Genomic DNA, 14,910 nt, shown 5'->3' with positions numbered 1-14,910 from the left:
TCGAAGCACACAGCGATCGGCTGGAAACCCAAGCACCAGATCAACACCGCCCCCGGATTTCATCCGGGCTACTCGGTAATCGGCCAAGCCCCAGCCTCAAAAAGCCGGTGCGCACGGCGCACCCTACGGACCGCAACCCCCATCCCGAACAAAAACGGCGTACCCCACCAGGGAGCACGCCGCCGAGGATCAAGCCTCCGAAGCCCCTCTCAGAAGGGCCGGCTCCCCGCCAGGCTGACGCGTTTCAGGCGCCGCCGCTGGGTGGCCGGGAAGGCGTTGCGGGCGTGCAGGGTGGCCTGGTTGTCCCAGTACACGATGTCGCCCACCTCCCACGTGTGGGTGTAGGAAAAGCGCGGATCGCCCAGGTGCTCGCGCAGGCGCGCGATCAGTGCGGCGCCTTTTTCCGGGTCGTAGCCGGGAATCTCCACTTCGGTATGCACGCTGAGGAACAGCAGCTTCTTGCCGCTCTCCGGATGGGTGCGCACCAGAGGGTGCTCGGTGCCCTGGATCGGCTCGATGTCCGGCGTGCGGTAGGTGACGAAGCCGCCGTTGTAGCCGCCGCTCTTGATGCGCACGAAGGGGTTGTAGTTGATCAGCTTGAGGCCGTCGATCTCGCGCCGGGTGTCCTCGTCCAGCGCGCTGTAGGCCAGGGCCAGGTTGGTCCAGCGGGTCTCGCCGCCCTCTTCCGGCACTTCCAGGGCGTAGAGCAGCGAGCCGGCCGAGGGCGTCGGCGTCCACTGGTGGTCGCTGTGCGCCGGCAGGGCGAAGTTGCCCAGTTCGCCGTCCTCGGTGTTGGCCACCTTGACGATGTCCGGCGCCTTGCCGTCGGCCCCGGAGGACAGCACCGGGAAGTCCGGGTGCGGCTGGAACACCGAGCCGAACCAGGAGGTGAAACGCAGGAACTGGGCGTCGTCCAGCTGCTGCCGCTTGAAGATCAGGATGTGGTGGTCGCGCAGGGCCTGCTTGAGGGCCAGGACCTGTTCGGGCGTCGGGTCGACGCGCGCATCCAGATTGAGGATCTCGGCTCCCAGGGGCGCGGTGAGCGGCTGGATGCGCAGGCCGTCGGCGGGCTGGCGCAGGGCGGTGACGTTGTGGCTCATGGCGTTCTCCTCAACCCTTGCGGGTGGTCTGGCTGCGGCGGCCGTTGACGCCCACTGGCACGTCGCCGGCCAGGGTCACACGGCGCACCACGCGGTCCTGGGTGCCGTAGTCGTCCACCGCGTAGTGCTGGGTGGCGCGGTTGTCCCAGATGGCCACGTCGCCTTCACGCCAGCGCCAGCGCACGGTGTTCTCCAGGCGGGTGACGTGGCCCTGGAGGATGTCGAACAGGCGCTGCGAGTCGTCCCGCGACAGGCCCTTGATGCGCTTGACGAAGTGGCCGAGCAACAGGCTGCGGCGGCCGCTGACCGGGTGCACGCGCACCACCGGGTGCTCGGTCTCGTAGACGGTGGAGGCGAACACCTTGCGGTATTCCTCCAGCCTGGCCAGTTCGACGTTGGGGCGCACGCCGGCGTAGTCGTATTCGTTGCTGTGTACCGCCCAGAGCTTGTCGGCCAGTTCGCGCAGTTCCGCCGGCAGGTCGTCGTAGGCGGTCTCGGTGTTGGCCCAGACGGTGTCGCCGCCGGCCCGGGCGGCCACCACCGAGCGCAGGATCGAGGCCTTGGGGTAGGCGTCGACGAAGGTCACGTCGGTGTGCCAGGAGTTGGCCCGCTGGCCCTGGGCGCCGTCCAGCTCCAGCAGGTAGCGGGTGCCGTCGCGCACCGGCACGGTCGGGTGGGCGACCGGCTCGCCGAGCAGCTTGGCGAAGGCTTCCTGGGCCTGGTCGTCGAGCTGGGTCTGGTCGCGGAAGAACAGCACCTTGTGTTCGACCAGGGCGGCTTGGAGGGCCTCCACGGTGGCCGCGTCCAGCTCGGCGGAGAGGCGGATGTCGCGGATTTCGGCGCCGATGCGGCCGGCGACCGGGTGGATGTCGAGTTGTACGGCGGCTTTTGTGGAAGCAGGTACGGCGATTGCGGCGTTGCTCATGGTAGTGCTCCTTGGGGGCGAAGAATCTGTTTGCGATCTTTCCGAACCTGCCAGCCGCTCGGTCCTTCTCTAAAACGCTAGGCTACGAAGCCCGTCATACCGGCGCAGGCCGGTATCCAGTGGCCTGCGCCGAGTCGCCTGTCGGTTTCCCGGACCCCGGCCTGCGCCGGGGTGACGGATTGCAAACCAAGGTTTCAGTAAAAGAACCGTGCTGCTCGAAAGATCGTAAGCAGGGCTAAGGATCAGAAGTCGTAACGCAGGGTCAGGCCGGCGGTGCGCGGCTGGCCCACGGATGCGGTGTAGGCGCCGTTGGCCATGGCGAAGGCGGTCAGGTAGTAGTCCTCGTCGGTGGCGTTGCGTACCCAGAGCGAGGCGTCCAGCTCGCCGTCGCCCAGGTCGGCGCGCACGCCGGCGGCCAGGTTGAGCAGGCCGTAGCCGTCGATCTTGGAGAGGTCGGAGTTGTCCAGCGTGCCCTCGGCCTCGGAGCGGTAGGAGTAGCCGGCGTTGACGTAGGGGCGCAGGCCGCCGTCGAGCTGCCAGGTGTATTCGCCGTTGGCGTTGCCGATCCATTTGGAGGCGCCCACCACCCGCTCGCCGGTGAGGTCGCACACGGCGTTGGGGTTGACAGTGTTCACCTCGCCCGGGCACGGCGCGTTCTCGAAGCTGAGGTAGGTGACGTCGTTGTAGGAGCCGTTGAAGTTCAGGGTCAGGCCGCGCAACGGCCGGTAGCTGGCCTCGAATTCCACGCCGCGCGAGCGCACGCTGCCGGCGTTGGCCAGCACCGACACCGGGGTCAGCGAGCCGGCCGGGGTGGTCAGGGTGGTGGCCTGGTAGCCGTGGATGCCGGTCCAGAACAGGTTGGCGTTGAACAGCAGGCGACCATCATCGAGGGTGCTCTTGAAGCCCAGCTCGGCGTCGTTGGCGCGCTCCGGGCCGACCACCAGCGAGTCGGCGCCGAAGCCGGCCACCGGCGCCACCAGGTTGACCCCGCCGGATTTCTCGCCGTGGGCCAGGCTGGCGTAGCCGAGCAGATCGTCGCTGAAGCGGTAGCTGAGGCTGACCAGGCCGGACGGCGCGGCGTTGTGCAGGCCGAAGTCGCCGGTGTCGAGGGCGCCCATCTGCCGTTGGCGGATGGCGTCCAGCGCCGGCGGCAGGGCCGCGCCGCCGTCCGGGGCGAAGCGGTGCAGGCGCGCGGTCTTTTCCTCGTAGGTGCCGCGCACGCCGACGGTCAGGTCGAGGCGGTCGCTGAGGTGCCAGTTGGCCTGGCCGAACAGGGCGAAGCTGTCGGTCTCGATCTTGCCGTTGGTCTGGGTGCGGGTGTTGTTGAAGATGCCGAGGTTGGCGCCGGTCAGGAACGGGTCGGCGTAGGGGCCGAAGTCCTGCTCGGTCTTGTTGCCCAGGTTCTGGTTGAACAGGTAGGCGCCGACCACGTAGTCGAAGCTGCCGCCGGTGGGCGAGGCCAGGCGGAATTCCTGGGAGAACTGCCGGTCGTGCACCTCCACGCCGCTGTGGATGAAGGCGTCGACTTCGGTGAAGTCGACGTCGTTGCGCGGGATGAAGTGCCAGTAGCGGTAGCCGCTGATGGAGGTGAAGGTGTAGCCGCCGTCCAGGTTCCAGTTGGCCTCCAGCGAGGAGCCGCCCTGGTAGACGTTGACCGACTGTGCGCCGTTGATATTGACCTCGCGCTTCTTCGGGTCGTACTGCGGGTTGCCACCGATCAGCGCGGCGCGCTCGCGGAAGCGGTCGGTGACGCCGTACAGGGCCCACACGCCATTGGTGGAGTTTTCCTGGTTGTAGTCGGTGATCCAGCGCAGGCTGAAGTCGTCGTTCGGCTCGAACAGCAGCTGGCCGCGCGCGCCCTCGCGCTCGCCGCCGACGAAGGTGCGGTCGTCGTGGCGGTTGTCGATGTAGCCGTCGTCGCGGGTGCGGTAGAGCGACAGGCGCCCGGCCAGGGTCTCGGTCAGCGGCCCGGAGACGGTGCCCTTGCCCTGGAACAGGCCGCGCTCGCCGCCGGTGATCTCGACGCTGCGCTCGGGGGTGAAGGTCGGCTTGCGGGTGCTGATGTTGATCACCCCGGCCGTGGTGTTCTTGCCGAACAGGGTGCCCTGGGGACCGCGCAGCAGTTCCAGCTGCTCGACGTCGAGCAGGTCGAACACGGCCATGCCCGGGCGGCCCAGGTAGATGTTGTCCAGGTAGATGCCGGCGCTGCCTTCCAGGCCGTCGCTGGCCGGGTTGTTGCCGATGCCGCGCACCGCGACGCTGGACTGGCGCGCGTGGATGTAGGCGACGTTGACGCTGGGCAGCACCTGCTGCAGGTCCTGCACCTTGTACACCTTCTGCTGCTCCAGGGTGGCGCCGCTGAGGGTGGTGATGGGGGTCGGCACGTCCTGCACGTTCTCCTCGCGGCGGCGCGCGGTGACGGTGACCTTGCCCAGCGCCACGTCCTCCTCGGCGCCCGGCGTGGCGACGCCCGGCGCGGCAGCGGCCTCCTCGGCCAGCACATGGCCCGGCGCGGCCAGGGCCAGCAGCAGGGTCAGGGCATATTCGGGTGCCACCAGGCGCCGCGGCGAGAGCAGCCGGGAGCGTGGCAGCGAGAGGGGGCTGGCGAGGGTCTGCGGCGTTCGGAGATGACTCATGGTGTGTTCCTTGGCTGATCGCCCGCCGCCGGATGCGGGCGGCAGCGGGCCGCATCGCGCATGCGGGGCGATGGCGGAAACGGTCGGGGGTAGTGGTGGTCGGGCCGGGAAGGCCCGGCAACGGATCAGCGACAGCGCGGCGCGGACCACGGGGAAACGGATGCCCGCATGACGGTGCCCTCGGATTGCTCGGCCATATTCATATTCTTTTTTGATCTAGTTTTATTAATTTACTTAGATTGACGGAATAAGAGCCTGCATTTAAAACCTGCACCACGGAAGGCACAAATGCCTTCGTCCTATATTTTCAATGCCGGTAACGCATCATGGATCTGCGCCAGCTCCGCTATTTCCTCGCCCTGCACGAACACCGCAGCTTCGTCCGCGCGGCCGATGCCATGGGCATCACCCAGCCAGCCTTCAGCCGCAGCATCCAGGGCCTGGAGCACGAGCTGGGCTGCGTGCTGGTGGACCGCGCCAGCAAGGACCTGCGGCCGACGCCCGAGGGCCAGGTGGTGCTGCAGCACGCCCTGGCGCTGGTGCGCGGCGCCAGCAACCTGACCCACGAGATCAACCAGATGACCAAGCTCGACGCCGGCGAGCTGCGCTTCGGCTGCGGCCCGGCGCTGGCCGCGCGCCTGGTGCCGGACGCCCTGCTGCAGTTCATGCAGCGCTACCCGCGCATCCGCGCGCGCTTCGAGGTGAACAACTGGGAGAGCCTGAGCCGCAGCCTGGGGCGCGACGAGATCGAGTTCTTCATCGCCGACATCCGCCATTTCGAGTCCGACCCCAGCGTGCAGACCCAGGCGCTGCGGCCGCGCCCCGGCCTGTTCTTCTGCCGCCCCGGGCACCCGCTGCTGATCAAGGAGAGCCTGTCGACCAACGACCTGTTCGACTACCCGCTGGCCGCCACGCGCATCCCCATGGGCGCGCGCAAGGCGCTGGCCAACCTCAGCGGCAAGGCCAGCTTCGAGCCGCAGCTGGAATGCGAGCACTTCCCCCTGCTGGAGGAACTGGTGCGGCGCAGCGACGCCATCGGCATCGCCACCTTCGAGTCGCTGGGGCAGCACCTGCGCAGCGGCGAGCTGGTGCAACTGCACCTGCGCAACCTGCCGACCAACCTGGACAGCCTGCAGGCGCGCTGCGGCATCGTCACCCGCACCGGCTTCCGCCTGTCGCCGGCGGCCAAGGCGATGATCGAGCTGCTGATCGAGCTGGACGGCCAGCAGAGCCAGACGGCGGCGGCCTGACGAGTGTTGCCGGAGCAACAGCCGGGCAACTGTCCGCCGGGCAACAGCGAATCAACAGTTCGCCCGCCAGACAACAGCCGCGCCCGGCGCGAAAAAACGCCAACCCTTTGATTGGCAAGGATTTAACGGCATGGAACGGGACTTGCTCTGGAACAGGCCCCGCCCCCTGCCAAAGGAACACCAACCATGAGCACCTCCTTCAACGTCGTCGCTGTCTCGGGTGGAGCCTATCGCCCGTCGCGCACCCAGGTCCTGACCGTGGCCCTGGTCGAGGCCCTCGGCCGGCACCTGGACTTCGACAGCCGACTGATCGAGCTGGGCGACATCGCCCGGCCGGTCGGAGGCGCCCTGTCGCGCGGCGAACTGCCCGCCGACGTGGAAGCGCAGCTCGCCGCCATCGAGCGCGCCGACCTGCTGATCGTCGCCGCGCCGGTCTACCGCGGCTCCTACCCGGGCCAGTTCAAGCACCTGTTCGACCTGATCGACCAGCACGCGCTGATCGACACTCCGGTGCTGCTGGCCGCCACCGGCGGCAGCGAGCGCCATGCACTGGTCATCGATCACCAGCTGCGCCCGCTGTTCAGCTTCTTCCAGGCGCTGACCCTGCCCATCGGCGTATATGCCGCCGAGGCCGACTTCCACGACTACCGCATCGCCAGCGCGGCGCTGCAGGCGCGCGTCGAGCTGGCCGCCGAACGGGCCGCCCAGGTGCTGCGCGGCGCGACCGAGCCGCGCGCCGCCGCGCTGCGCAAGATCGCCTGACGAGCCGAGCGGGAAGACGACCATGAGCCTGAATCAGCAACCCACCCTCCTCAAACCGCTGCAGACCGCGCGCCGCCTCGCCGCCCAGTTCGCCGAGACCGCGGTGGAGCGCGACGCCCGTGGCGGCACGCCGAAGGCCGAGCGCGACGCGCTGCGCGCCAGCGGCCTGCTGGCGCTGGCGATCCCCACCCAGTTCGGCGGCATCGGCGCCAGCTGGAGCGAAATCTTCGAGGTGAACCGCGAGTTCGCCCGGGTCGACAGCTCCATCGCCCACGTCTTCGGCTTCCAGCACCTGATGCTGGCCACCGTGCGCCTGTTCGCCCGCCCCGAGCAGTGGCAACCCTGGTTCGAGCAGACCGCGCGCAAGAACTGGTTCTGGGGCAACGCCCTCAACCCGCTGGACACCCGCACCGTGGTGAAGAAGTTCGACGGCTGGTACGAGTTCTCCGGCAAGAAGAGCTTCTGCTCCGGCGCCAGCGACTCGGAGATGCTGATCGCCTCTGCCGTGGACGAGGGCGCCGGTGGCAAGCTGCTGATCGCCGCCATCCCCAGCGGCCGCACCGGCATCAGCCTGCACGACGACTGGGACAACATCGGCCAGCGCCAGACCGACAGCGGCAGCGCCACCTTCGAGCGGGTGCGGGTCGAGCACGGCGAGCTGCTGCTCGACCCCGGCCCGCTGAGCACGCCGTTCGCCTGCCTGCGCCCGCTGATCGCCCAGCTGCACTTCGCCAACCTGTTCCTCGGCATCGCCGAAGGCGCCTTCGAGGAGGCGCGCCAGTACAGCCTCAAGGAGAGCCGCCCCTGGTTCCGCTCCAGCGCCCGCCACAGCAGCGAGGACCCGTACATCCTGCGCCACTACGGCGAGTTCTGGGTCGGCCTGGAGAGCGTGCGCCTGCTGATCGAGCGCGCCGCCGCCCAGCTCGACGAGGCCTGGAGCAAGGAGCACGCGCTGAGCACCGAGGAGCGCGCCCAGCTGGCGCTGGCCATCGGCACCGCCAAGGTGGCCGCCACCCGCCACGGGCTCGACCTGTGCAACCGGCTGTTCGAAGTCACCGGCGCGCGCGCCACCCACGCCTCGCTGCGCCTGGACCGCTTCTGGCGCAACCTGCGCACCCAGACCCTGCACGACCCCGTGGACTACCGCATCCACGAGCTGGGCGACTGGGCACTGAACGGCACGCGCCCTACCCCGTCCTTCTACTCGTAAGGCACGCCCATGCAACTGCTGACCCTCCCTCCGTCACCGACACTGGCCACCTCGATCAGGGCGACCGCACAGGTCTTCGAAGACCCCAGATCGCAGGCGCTGCTCGCCCATCTGCAACAGGTCGCCCCCAGCGAGGCCAGCGTCCTGATCATCGGCGAAACCGGTACGGGCAAGGAGCTGGTCGCGCGCCACATCCACAACCTCAGCGGCCGGCGCAACGGCCCGTTCGTGGCGGTCAACTGCGGCGCCTTCTCCGAGTCGCTGGTGGAGGCCGAACTGTTCGGCCACGAGAAGGGCGCCTTCACCGGCGCCCTGGCGGCCAAGGCCGGCTGGTTCGAGGAAGCCAACGGCGGCACCCTGTTCCTCGACGAGATCGGCGACCTGCCGATGCCGATCCAGGTCAAGCTGCTGCGCGTGCTGCAGGAGCGCGAGGTGGTGCGCCTGGGCTCGCGCAAGAGCATCCAGATCAACGTGCGGGTGCTGGCGGCGACCAACGTGCACCTGGAAAAGGCGATCAACGCCGGCCACTTCCGCGAGGACCTGTACTACCGCCTCAACGTGGTCAGCCTGCAACTGCACCCGCTGCGCGAGCGGCCCGGCGACATCCTGCCGCTGGCCCGCCACTTCATCGCCGAGTACAGCCGGCGCCTGGGCTACGCCGAAGTCAGCCTGGGCGAGGACGCCCGCCAGCGCCTGGCCGGCTATGACTGGCCGGGCAACATCCGCGAGCTGGAAAACGTTATCCACCACACCCTGCTGATCTGCCGCGACCAGTTGATCCGCGCCGAGGACCTGCACCTGTCCAACCTGCGCATCGAGCGCGAGGAAGACAACCGGCCGCGCGCGGAGAGCGCCGACGAGCAGCTGCTGCGGGCCTTCCACCGGCTGTTCGAGGAACAGGGCGGAGCGCTGCACGAGAAGGTCGAGGACGCCCTGCTGCGCGCCGCCTACCGCTTCTGCCACCACAACCAGGTGCACACCGCCAACCTGCTGGGGCTGTCGCGCAACATCACCCGCAGCCACCTGATCCGCATCGGCGAACTGGTGGTCAACAAGCGCCGGCCGGTGGAGAGCCCCTCCGCCAGCCGGGTCATCAACCTTTCGATCTGAGCACCCAGAAAAGGCCGTGCCCCGTCACCTTCCGTAGGAGCGAGCTCTGCTCGCGAAGGGCCACATGAAAAGCTTCGCGAGCAGAGCTCGCTCCTACAGGCAGGCAAGCGATACATGACGGAAACACGGCCAGGAAAAAACCAATGCCACGCGTGCACCCCCACCCTATCGACGATGGCAACGAGGACAACATCATGAGTCTGGATATCTTCTGGTTCCTGCCTACTTCCGGCGACACCCGCTACCTGGGCCACTCGGCCAGCGGCCGGCCGGCCACCAACGCCTACATGCGGCAGATCGCCGTGGCCGCCGACCAGCTTGGCTACGACGGCCTGCTGATCCCCACCGGAGCGAGCTGCCTCGACCCCTGGGTGACCGCCGCCAGCCTGGTGCCGGTGACCCAGCGCATCAAGCTGCTGGTGGCCCTGCGCACCTCGCTGGGCAACCCCACCGCCTCGGCGCGCCAGGCGGCCAGCCTGGACCAGGCCAGCGGCGGACGCCTGCTGCTCAACGTGGTGCCCGGCGGCGACGCCACCGAACTGGCCGCCGACGGCGTGTTCCTCCAGCACGACGAGCGCTACGAAGCCTCCGACGAATTCCTCACCATCTGGCGCCGCCTGCTCGAAGGCGAGACCGTCGACTTCGCCGGCAAGCACCTCCGGGTCGAGGGCGCGCAGAACTTCTTCCCGCCCGTGCAGCAGCCCTATCCGCCGCTGTACTTCGGCGGCTCCTCCCCCGCCGCCCACGAACTGGCGGCCAAACACGTGGACGCCTACCTGACCTGGGGTGAGCCGCCGGCCGCGGTGGCCGAGAAGATCGCCGACGTGCGCGAGCGCGCCGCCAAGCACGGCCGCACCGTGCGCTTCGGCGTGCGCCTGCACGTGATCGTGCGCGAGACCAACGAGGCCGCCTGGGCCGCCGCCGACGAACTGATCAGCCACCTCGACGACGCCACCATCGCCGCCGCCCAGGCCAACTACGCCAAAATGGACTCCGAGGGCCAGCGGCGCATGGCCGCGCTGCACGGCGGCGACCGCAACAAGCTGGAAGTGGCACCCAACCTGTGGGCCGGCGTCGGCCTGGTGCGCGGCGGCGCCGGCACCGCGCTGGTCGGCGCCCCCGAGACCGTGGCCGCGCGCCTGCTGGAATACGCCGAACTGGGCGTCGACAGCTTCGTGCTGTCCGGCTACCCGCATCTGGAAGAGGCCTACCGCTTCGCCGAACTGGTGTTCCCGCTGCTGCCCGGCAAGGGCAAGGTCACCGTGGACGGCGCCTTCACCGGAGGTGCCTTCGACGTGCGCGCCGGCAAGGAGAAGGTGGCATGAAGGTCATCGACCTGCGCTGCCGGCCGGCCTTCCTGCATCCCTTCTTCGGCGGCGTGCCGGGTTCGCCCGAGCACGCCACCGCGCGCTGGCTCAACCGGCGCGTGGGCACCCGGGGCGCGGACGACCACTTCGAGCGCTCGCTGACCCAGGAGGGCTTCCTCGCCGAAGTGCGCGAGGCCGGCCTGCACAAGGTGGTGGTGGTCGGCCGCCACACGCCGGGCCAGCACCTGTCCAACGATCGCATCCATGGCATCGTCCACGGCCACACCGAACTGCTCGGCGTCGGCTCAGTGGAGCCGGCGCTGCAGGGCGTGGAAGGCGCGCTGGCGGAGATCGACCGCGCCATCGACGTGCTCGGCCTGGCCGGCATCGACCTGGAGCCGGGCTTCGCCGAGCCGGCGCGGCACCCGGATGATCCGCTGTACTGGCCGATCTACGAGCATCTGCAGCAACGCGGCATCCCGCTGTTCCTGATGAGCGGGCCGACCACCCCGGACCCGGCCTACAACGACCCCGGCCGCCTGGCGGCCGTGGCCCGCGCCTTCCCGGAGCTGCGCATCGTCGCCTACCACGGCTACTGGCCCAACGTGCAGCAGGCCATCGGCGTGGCCTTCCGCTACGAGAACATCTCCCTGGTGCCGGACATGTACCTGTTCCTGCCCGGCAGCGAAGGCTACGTGCAGGCGGCCAACGGCTTCCTCGCCGACCAGCTGCTGTTCGGCTCGTCCTACACCTTCCGCCCGATCCGCCAGAGCATCGAGGACGCCCAGCGCCTGGGGCTGAAGGACGAGGTGCTGGAGAAGTTCTTCCACGGCAACGCCGAGCGCCTGTTCGGCCTGTGAAACCTCCGCTAGGGTGATGCGCGGCCGCCCGGCCGCGCGCTCCCGGAGGACGAGACACCCATGCACATCCCCACCCGCTGGCAATCCCCGAGCATCCCGCAGCTGCAGACCCACCTGGCAGACTTCCGCGACTGGGTGCTCTGCGGCGGCCACTCCGTGGACGCCCTCCTCGGCCGCCGGACCCGCGCCCACGGCGACATCGACATCGGCGTGTTCCGCTCCCGGCTGACGGCCTGCCTGAACGCCATCGGCCGCGAACGGGTGTTCCTCTGCGACCCGCCGGGCCAGCACCGCGCCTGGGACGGTGGCGAGGTGCCGGCGCGAGTGCACGACATCTGGATCAGCGATCCCGCGCGGGAACACTGGGTCCTGCAGATCCTGGTGTTCGACGACGAGGGCGACGAGGTCTACTATCGCCGCGATCCGCGCATCCGCTGGCCGCAGCGCAGCCACGCCATCACCGGCGTGGACGGCATCGCCCTGCTCAACCCGCTGATCACCTTCCTCTACAAGGCCAACCGCCAGGCGCTGGAAGACAAGGACGCGCTGGACCTCGGCAACCTGATCGCCGCCCTGCCCGACCTGCTCCGGCGCTGACATCACCATTCAAGGACCATTCCCATGCCCCGCCAGATACGCGCCAAGGTGCTCTGCCTGTTCCGCCAGGGCAACCGCATCCTGGTCAACCAGGCCTACGACGCCATCAAGCGTCAGGACTACTGCCGCCCGCTGGGCGGCAGCATCGAGTTCGGCGAGACCTCGGCCGAGGCCCTGGTGCGGGAAATCCGCGAGGAGCTGGGCGCCGAAGTCGTCAACCTGCGCAAGCTCGGCACCCTGGAGAACCTGTTCATCTACAACGGCGAGCCCGGCCACGAACTGGTGGTGATCTACGACGGCGAGTTCGCCGATGCCTCGCTGTACGACCGGCCGTTCCTGCCCGGCGAGGAAAGCAACGGCGAACCCTTCCAGGCCCGGTGGCGCACCCTCGACTCGTTCTCCGCCGAGCTGCCGCTGTATCCCGATGGCCTGGCGGCGTTGCTGCGCTAGACCTCGGATCGCTTGCGAACTGTGACCCGCAGAGTCACAATCCCTCGACCTTCCAAGGATCGGGAGCGGCAAGACGATGATCGTCAGTTTCAGGCACAAGGGGTTGCACCTCTTCCACGAGACCGGCAACACCCGGGGCATCCAGGCCGCCCATGGCGCCCGCCTGAAACGCCAGTTACAGATACTCGACCGTGCCACCGTACCCGGCGACCTGAATGTGCCGGGCTGGCGCCTCCACCCGCTGCGGGGCGACCTGGCCGGCTTCTGGTCCATCACGGTATCCGGCAACTGGCGGCTGATCTTCCGCTTCATCGGCTCGGACGTGGAGCTGGTCGACTATCTGGATTACCACTGAGCAGGAGAACCGACATGCCTCTCTACAATCCTCCTCATCCCGGCGAGACCCTGCGCGAAGATGTACTGCCCGCCCTGGGCCTGAGCGTCACCGCGTTCGCCAGGCACCTGGGCTATTCCCGCGAGGCCCTGTCGCGGGTGCTCCACGGCCATACCGCGATCTCGCCCGACCTGGCCCTGCGCCTGGAAATGGCGGGCATCAGCAGCGCCCGCCTCTGGCTCGGCATCCAGGCCGACTACGATCTGTGGCAGGCCCGCCAGCGTCCGCTGCCGGCCATCGCCAGGCTCGATCACGCGGCCTGACGCGCCGGGGCGAGTGCAACCCACCCCGTTCTCACGCCCCTCCGGGCTCCCGGTTCAATGCCCGTGGTGCTGCATCCCCTGGCCCTGGCTCGCCGGCGGATCGCGCAGCACCGGCACCTCGACCTGTACCTCGCCGGCGTGCTCGAAGCGCAGGGTCAGCGGGAAGCGGTCGCCGTCGGCGTGCTGCTTCGGCAGGTCGAACAGCATCACGTGGTAGCCCATGGGGGCGAAAGCCACCGAGCCGTTCTCGGGGATGTCCACGGCGGTGACCTGCTGCATCTTCATCATGCCGTTCTGGTGCAGGTGCTCGTGCAGTTCCGCCTTGCCGGCGGCCGGGGTCGCGGCGCCCAGCAGGCGGTCGGCGCCGCCCTCGTTGCGCACGGTGAAGTACACCGCGGCGGTGGGCGCCGTGGGCGGCATTTCCCGCGACCAGGGCGCGTCGATGTGCAGCGCGCCGCCATCGTCGTGCCCGTGGGCGGCGACCAGGGCGGGCAGGCCCGCCAGGGTGGCGAGGAGGAGGAATCCGGTCAGCTTCATGGGGTGTCTCCTTGGGGGATGAGTGTTCGCAGGATACGCCGGCGGCGGCCGCGCAGGCGGCGCCAGCCGAGGACGATGCCGGTGACGCTGATGGCCAGGCCGCCGAGGCTGAAGGCGATCATCAGTGCCTCGCGCAGCCGCGGGCGCTCCAGCAGCGGTTGCCAGTCCCAGCTGTGCAGCAGGTTGAACAGCCAGCGCGAGGTGCGCTGGCGGGCGTCTAGCTGTTCCAGCAGCGCGCCGCTGTACGGGTCGAGGTGCAGCCAGGTGGCGGCCGGGTCGTCGAAGCGCACACGCAGCACGGGCAGGCGCCGGCTCTGGTGGCCGTACATGCTCTGCTCGGCGCGCCGGTAGTAGTAGGCGTCGTAGTCCTCCAGCCATTCAAAGCGCACGGCGCCGGAGGGCCGCATGACGCGGGCGGCGCTTTCCAGGGTGGCGGCGGGCAGCCGCCGCAGCACGACAGCGCCCTCGGCGACCGGCAGGATGCGGCTGTCGCCCGCGCCGTCGTAGGCCACCCGGTAGACCCGGCCACCGACCACCTGCCAGTGCAACTCGCGCACGGCCAGCCCGGCCTGGCGGAAACGCGCCAGGGTCTCGGCCACCGGCTGCGGATCGCTGCCGACGCCCAGCTCGGCGCCGCGATAGGCGGCGGCCGGTAGCGTCGATGCGCTGGCGAACAGGCGCCAGGGATTCATCGACATCAGGCCGCTGAAGATCCAGGCGATCAGCACCAGGCCGAACAGCAGGCCGCCGATATGGTGCCAGCGGGCGAAACCGCCCGTGTAGGGCGAGCGCGAGCCGCTGCGGTAGGGCTTGCCGAAGCGCCAGCGCAGCAGGCCGACAGCCTGGCCGAGCACGGCCATGAGAGTGGCGGCCAGCGACAGGTAGATGACGATGGGCGTCCACCAGGCGCTGTCGCGCAGCGGGTACAGCCAGTGCAGCCAGGCGCCCAGCCAGTTCCAGGCCCGTTCGGTGCGGCTGGCGTCGCGCACCACGGCGCCGGTGCGGCCGGAGACGTAGAGCAGGCTGCCGACCGCGTCGTCCACCTGCACCCGGTGCAGCGGCCGGTCGCGGTCGAGGGCCCGCGAGCGGGTCCAGGCGTCTTCCTGGATGCGGTCGAGGTAGCGCACCGGCGCGGCGCCGGCGAACTGCCGCGCGCTGGCCAGCGCGGCGGCCGCGTCGACCTGCTCGATCCGCCGGCCGCTACGGCCATCCACCGCCAGGCGGGTGCCGTCGGCGTAGTCGAGCAGGTAGCGCGGGCCGCCCGCCACGCTGCTCAGGCGCAGCGCCTGCGGGGCGTCGCCGCGGCCGCTGGCCGCCAGGGCCCGGGCCGGGTCGACGCAGCAATCCTGCGCCGGCAGTTCGGGCAGGTGGGCCAGGTGTTCCGCCGGGGTCAGCTTGGGGTAGCCGACGTACAGCATGACCACGCCGGACACGAACCACAGCGCCATGAACAGGCACAGGACGATGCCCAACCAGCGGTGCCAGAGGTACAGGTAGCGCTTCATCGCC

At 69.4% G+C, this 14,910-nt stretch carries 15 protein-coding genes; 10 read left to right on the top strand and 5 right to left on the bottom strand.

The annotated features are described in order from the left end of the window. Window positions 1–209 precede the first annotated feature (209 nt). The 3 genes from N7640_RS00450 to N7640_RS00440 all read right to left on the bottom strand — a co-directional run bounded on the left by N7640_RS00450 (window position 210) and on the right by N7640_RS00440 (window position 4,661). Complete coding sequence (locus N7640_RS00450; protein ID WP_279903266.1) at window positions 210–1,100, bottom strand: TauD/TfdA family dioxygenase; 891 nt, start codon at window positions 1,098–1,100, stop codon at window positions 210–212. A 10-nt stretch (window positions 1,101–1,110) separates the two neighbouring features. Beyond that, window positions 1,111–2,025, bottom strand: a complete 915-nt coding sequence (locus N7640_RS00445; protein WP_279903267.1) for a TauD/TfdA family dioxygenase — start codon at window positions 2,023–2,025, stop codon at window positions 1,111–1,113. Between the two features lie 242 nt (window positions 2,026–2,267). After that, window positions 2,268–4,661, bottom strand: a complete 2,394-nt coding sequence (locus N7640_RS00440) for a TonB-dependent receptor (protein WP_279903268.1) — start codon at window positions 4,659–4,661, stop codon at window positions 2,268–2,270. 326 nt (window positions 4,662–4,987) lie between these two features. On the opposite strand from N7640_RS00440, the gene N7640_RS00435 reads away from it, so the two are divergent. From N7640_RS00435 to N7640_RS00390, 10 genes are all read left to right on the top strand, one after another. Further along, a complete protein-coding gene (locus tag N7640_RS00435) occupies window positions 4,988–5,911 on the top strand; it encodes a LysR family transcriptional regulator (protein ID WP_220815532.1) in 924 nt (307 codons plus the stop codon). Between the two features lie 186 nt (window positions 5,912–6,097). After that, window positions 6,098–6,673 carry an FMN reductase gene (gene msuE / locus N7640_RS00430; protein ID WP_220815533.1) on the top strand — a complete coding sequence of 192 codons (576 nt, stop codon included), beginning with the start codon at window positions 6,098–6,100 and terminating at the stop codon, window positions 6,671–6,673. Between the two features lie 22 nt (window positions 6,674–6,695). After that, window positions 6,696–7,883: an acyl-CoA dehydrogenase family protein gene (locus N7640_RS00425; protein ID WP_220815534.1), complete on the top strand. Its 1,188-nt coding sequence runs from the start codon at window positions 6,696–6,698 to the stop codon at window positions 7,881–7,883. 9 nt (window positions 7,884–7,892) lie between these two features. Next, window positions 7,893–8,993 carry a sigma-54 dependent transcriptional regulator gene (locus N7640_RS00420; protein ID WP_279903269.1) on the top strand — a complete coding sequence of 367 codons (1,101 nt, stop codon included), beginning with the start codon at window positions 7,893–7,895 and terminating at the stop codon, window positions 8,991–8,993. A gap of 194 nt (window positions 8,994–9,187) precedes the next feature. After that, on the top strand, window positions 9,188–10,318 hold the full coding sequence (gene ssuD / locus N7640_RS00415) for an FMNH2-dependent alkanesulfonate monooxygenase (protein WP_279903349.1): 1,131 nt from the start codon (window positions 9,188–9,190) through the stop codon (window positions 10,316–10,318). Then, window positions 10,315–11,160: an amidohydrolase family protein gene (locus N7640_RS00410; RefSeq protein WP_279903271.1), complete on the top strand. Its 846-nt coding sequence runs from the start codon at window positions 10,315–10,317 to the stop codon at window positions 11,158–11,160. The genes ssuD and N7640_RS00410 overlap by 4 nt, the downstream gene beginning before the upstream one ends. A 60-nt stretch (window positions 11,161–11,220) precedes the next feature. Then, the gene (locus tag N7640_RS00405; protein WP_279903272.1) at window positions 11,221–11,757 is read left to right on the top strand and encodes a hypothetical protein; all 537 of its coding nucleotides are present in this window, start codon (window positions 11,221–11,223) and stop codon (window positions 11,755–11,757) included. Between the two features lie 24 nt (window positions 11,758–11,781). Continuing rightward, window positions 11,782–12,207 carry an NUDIX hydrolase gene (locus N7640_RS00400; protein ID WP_279903273.1) on the top strand — a complete coding sequence of 142 codons (426 nt, stop codon included), beginning with the start codon at window positions 11,782–11,784 and terminating at the stop codon, window positions 12,205–12,207. Window positions 12,208–12,283: 76 nt separating this feature from the next. After that, on the top strand, window positions 12,284–12,562 hold the full coding sequence (locus N7640_RS00395; RefSeq protein ID WP_279903274.1) for a type II toxin-antitoxin system RelE/ParE family toxin: 279 nt from the start codon (window positions 12,284–12,286) through the stop codon (window positions 12,560–12,562). Window positions 12,563–12,576: 14 nt separating this feature from the next. Next, complete coding sequence (locus N7640_RS00390; RefSeq protein ID WP_279903276.1) at window positions 12,577–12,864, top strand: HigA family addiction module antitoxin; 288 nt, start codon at window positions 12,577–12,579, stop codon at window positions 12,862–12,864. A gap of 54 nt (window positions 12,865–12,918) precedes the next feature. Here the strand turns inward: N7640_RS00390 and N7640_RS00385 are convergent, their stop codons facing one another. Together N7640_RS00385 and N7640_RS00380 are read right to left on the bottom strand one after the other, a co-directional pair. Then, the gene (locus N7640_RS00385; RefSeq protein WP_279903278.1) at window positions 12,919–13,401 is read right to left on the bottom strand and encodes a copper chaperone PCu(A)C; all 483 of its coding nucleotides are present in this window, start codon (window positions 13,399–13,401) and stop codon (window positions 12,919–12,921) included. After that, a complete protein-coding gene (locus N7640_RS00380) occupies window positions 13,398–14,906 on the bottom strand; it encodes a PepSY domain-containing protein (RefSeq protein WP_279903280.1) in 1,509 nt (502 codons plus the stop codon). The genes N7640_RS00385 and N7640_RS00380 overlap by 4 nt, the downstream gene beginning before the upstream one ends. Between the last annotated feature and the right edge of the window lie 4 nt (window positions 14,907–14,910).

This window comes from Pseudomonas sp. GD04015, assembly GCF_029837675.1.
Taxonomy (GTDB): domain Bacteria; phylum Pseudomonadota; class Gammaproteobacteria; order Pseudomonadales; family Pseudomonadaceae; genus Aquipseudomonas; species Aquipseudomonas paralcaligenes.
This window is presented reverse-complemented; position numbering and strand designations above follow the sequence as displayed.

What these genes read in the sequence shown, in the direction of transcription:
- N7640_RS00385 (WP_279903278.1), bottom strand. Translation starts at nt 13,401, where the DNA reads ATGAAGCTGACCGGATTCCTCCTCCTCGCCACCCTGGCGGGCCTGCCC.
- N7640_RS00445 (WP_279903267.1), bottom strand. Translation starts at nt 2,025, where the DNA reads ATGAGCAACGCCGCAATCGCCGTACCTGCTTCCACAAAAGCCGCCGTA.
- N7640_RS00380 (WP_279903280.1), bottom strand. Translation starts at nt 14,906, where the DNA reads ATGAAGCGCTACCTGTACCTCTGGCACCGCTGGTTGGGCATCGTCCTG.
- N7640_RS00395 (WP_279903274.1), top strand. Translation starts at nt 12,284, where the DNA reads ATGATCGTCAGTTTCAGGCACAAGGGGTTGCACCTCTTCCACGAGACC.
- N7640_RS00410 (WP_279903271.1), top strand. Translation starts at nt 10,315, where the DNA reads ATGAAGGTCATCGACCTGCGCTGCCGGCCGGCCTTCCTGCATCCCTTC.
- N7640_RS00425 (WP_220815534.1), top strand. Translation starts at nt 6,696, where the DNA reads ATGAGCCTGAATCAGCAACCCACCCTCCTCAAACCGCTGCAGACCGCG.
- N7640_RS00405 (WP_279903272.1), top strand. Translation starts at nt 11,221, where the DNA reads ATGCACATCCCCACCCGCTGGCAATCCCCGAGCATCCCGCAGCTGCAG.
- msuE (WP_220815533.1), top strand. Translation starts at nt 6,098, where the DNA reads ATGAGCACCTCCTTCAACGTCGTCGCTGTCTCGGGTGGAGCCTATCGC.
- N7640_RS00450 (WP_279903266.1), bottom strand. Translation starts at nt 1,100, where the DNA reads ATGAGCCACAACGTCACCGCCCTGCGCCAGCCCGCCGACGGCCTGCGC.
- N7640_RS00390 (WP_279903276.1), top strand. Translation starts at nt 12,577, where the DNA reads ATGCCTCTCTACAATCCTCCTCATCCCGGCGAGACCCTGCGCGAAGAT.
- N7640_RS00435 (WP_220815532.1), top strand. Translation starts at nt 4,988, where the DNA reads ATGGATCTGCGCCAGCTCCGCTATTTCCTCGCCCTGCACGAACACCGC.
- N7640_RS00400 (WP_279903273.1), top strand. Translation starts at nt 11,782, where the DNA reads ATGCCCCGCCAGATACGCGCCAAGGTGCTCTGCCTGTTCCGCCAGGGC.
- N7640_RS00440 (WP_279903268.1), bottom strand. Translation starts at nt 4,661, where the DNA reads ATGAGTCATCTCCGAACGCCGCAGACCCTCGCCAGCCCCCTCTCGCTG.
- ssuD (WP_279903349.1), top strand. Translation starts at nt 9,188, where the DNA reads ATGAGTCTGGATATCTTCTGGTTCCTGCCTACTTCCGGCGACACCCGC.
- N7640_RS00420 (WP_279903269.1), top strand. Translation starts at nt 7,893, where the DNA reads ATGCAACTGCTGACCCTCCCTCCGTCACCGACACTGGCCACCTCGATC.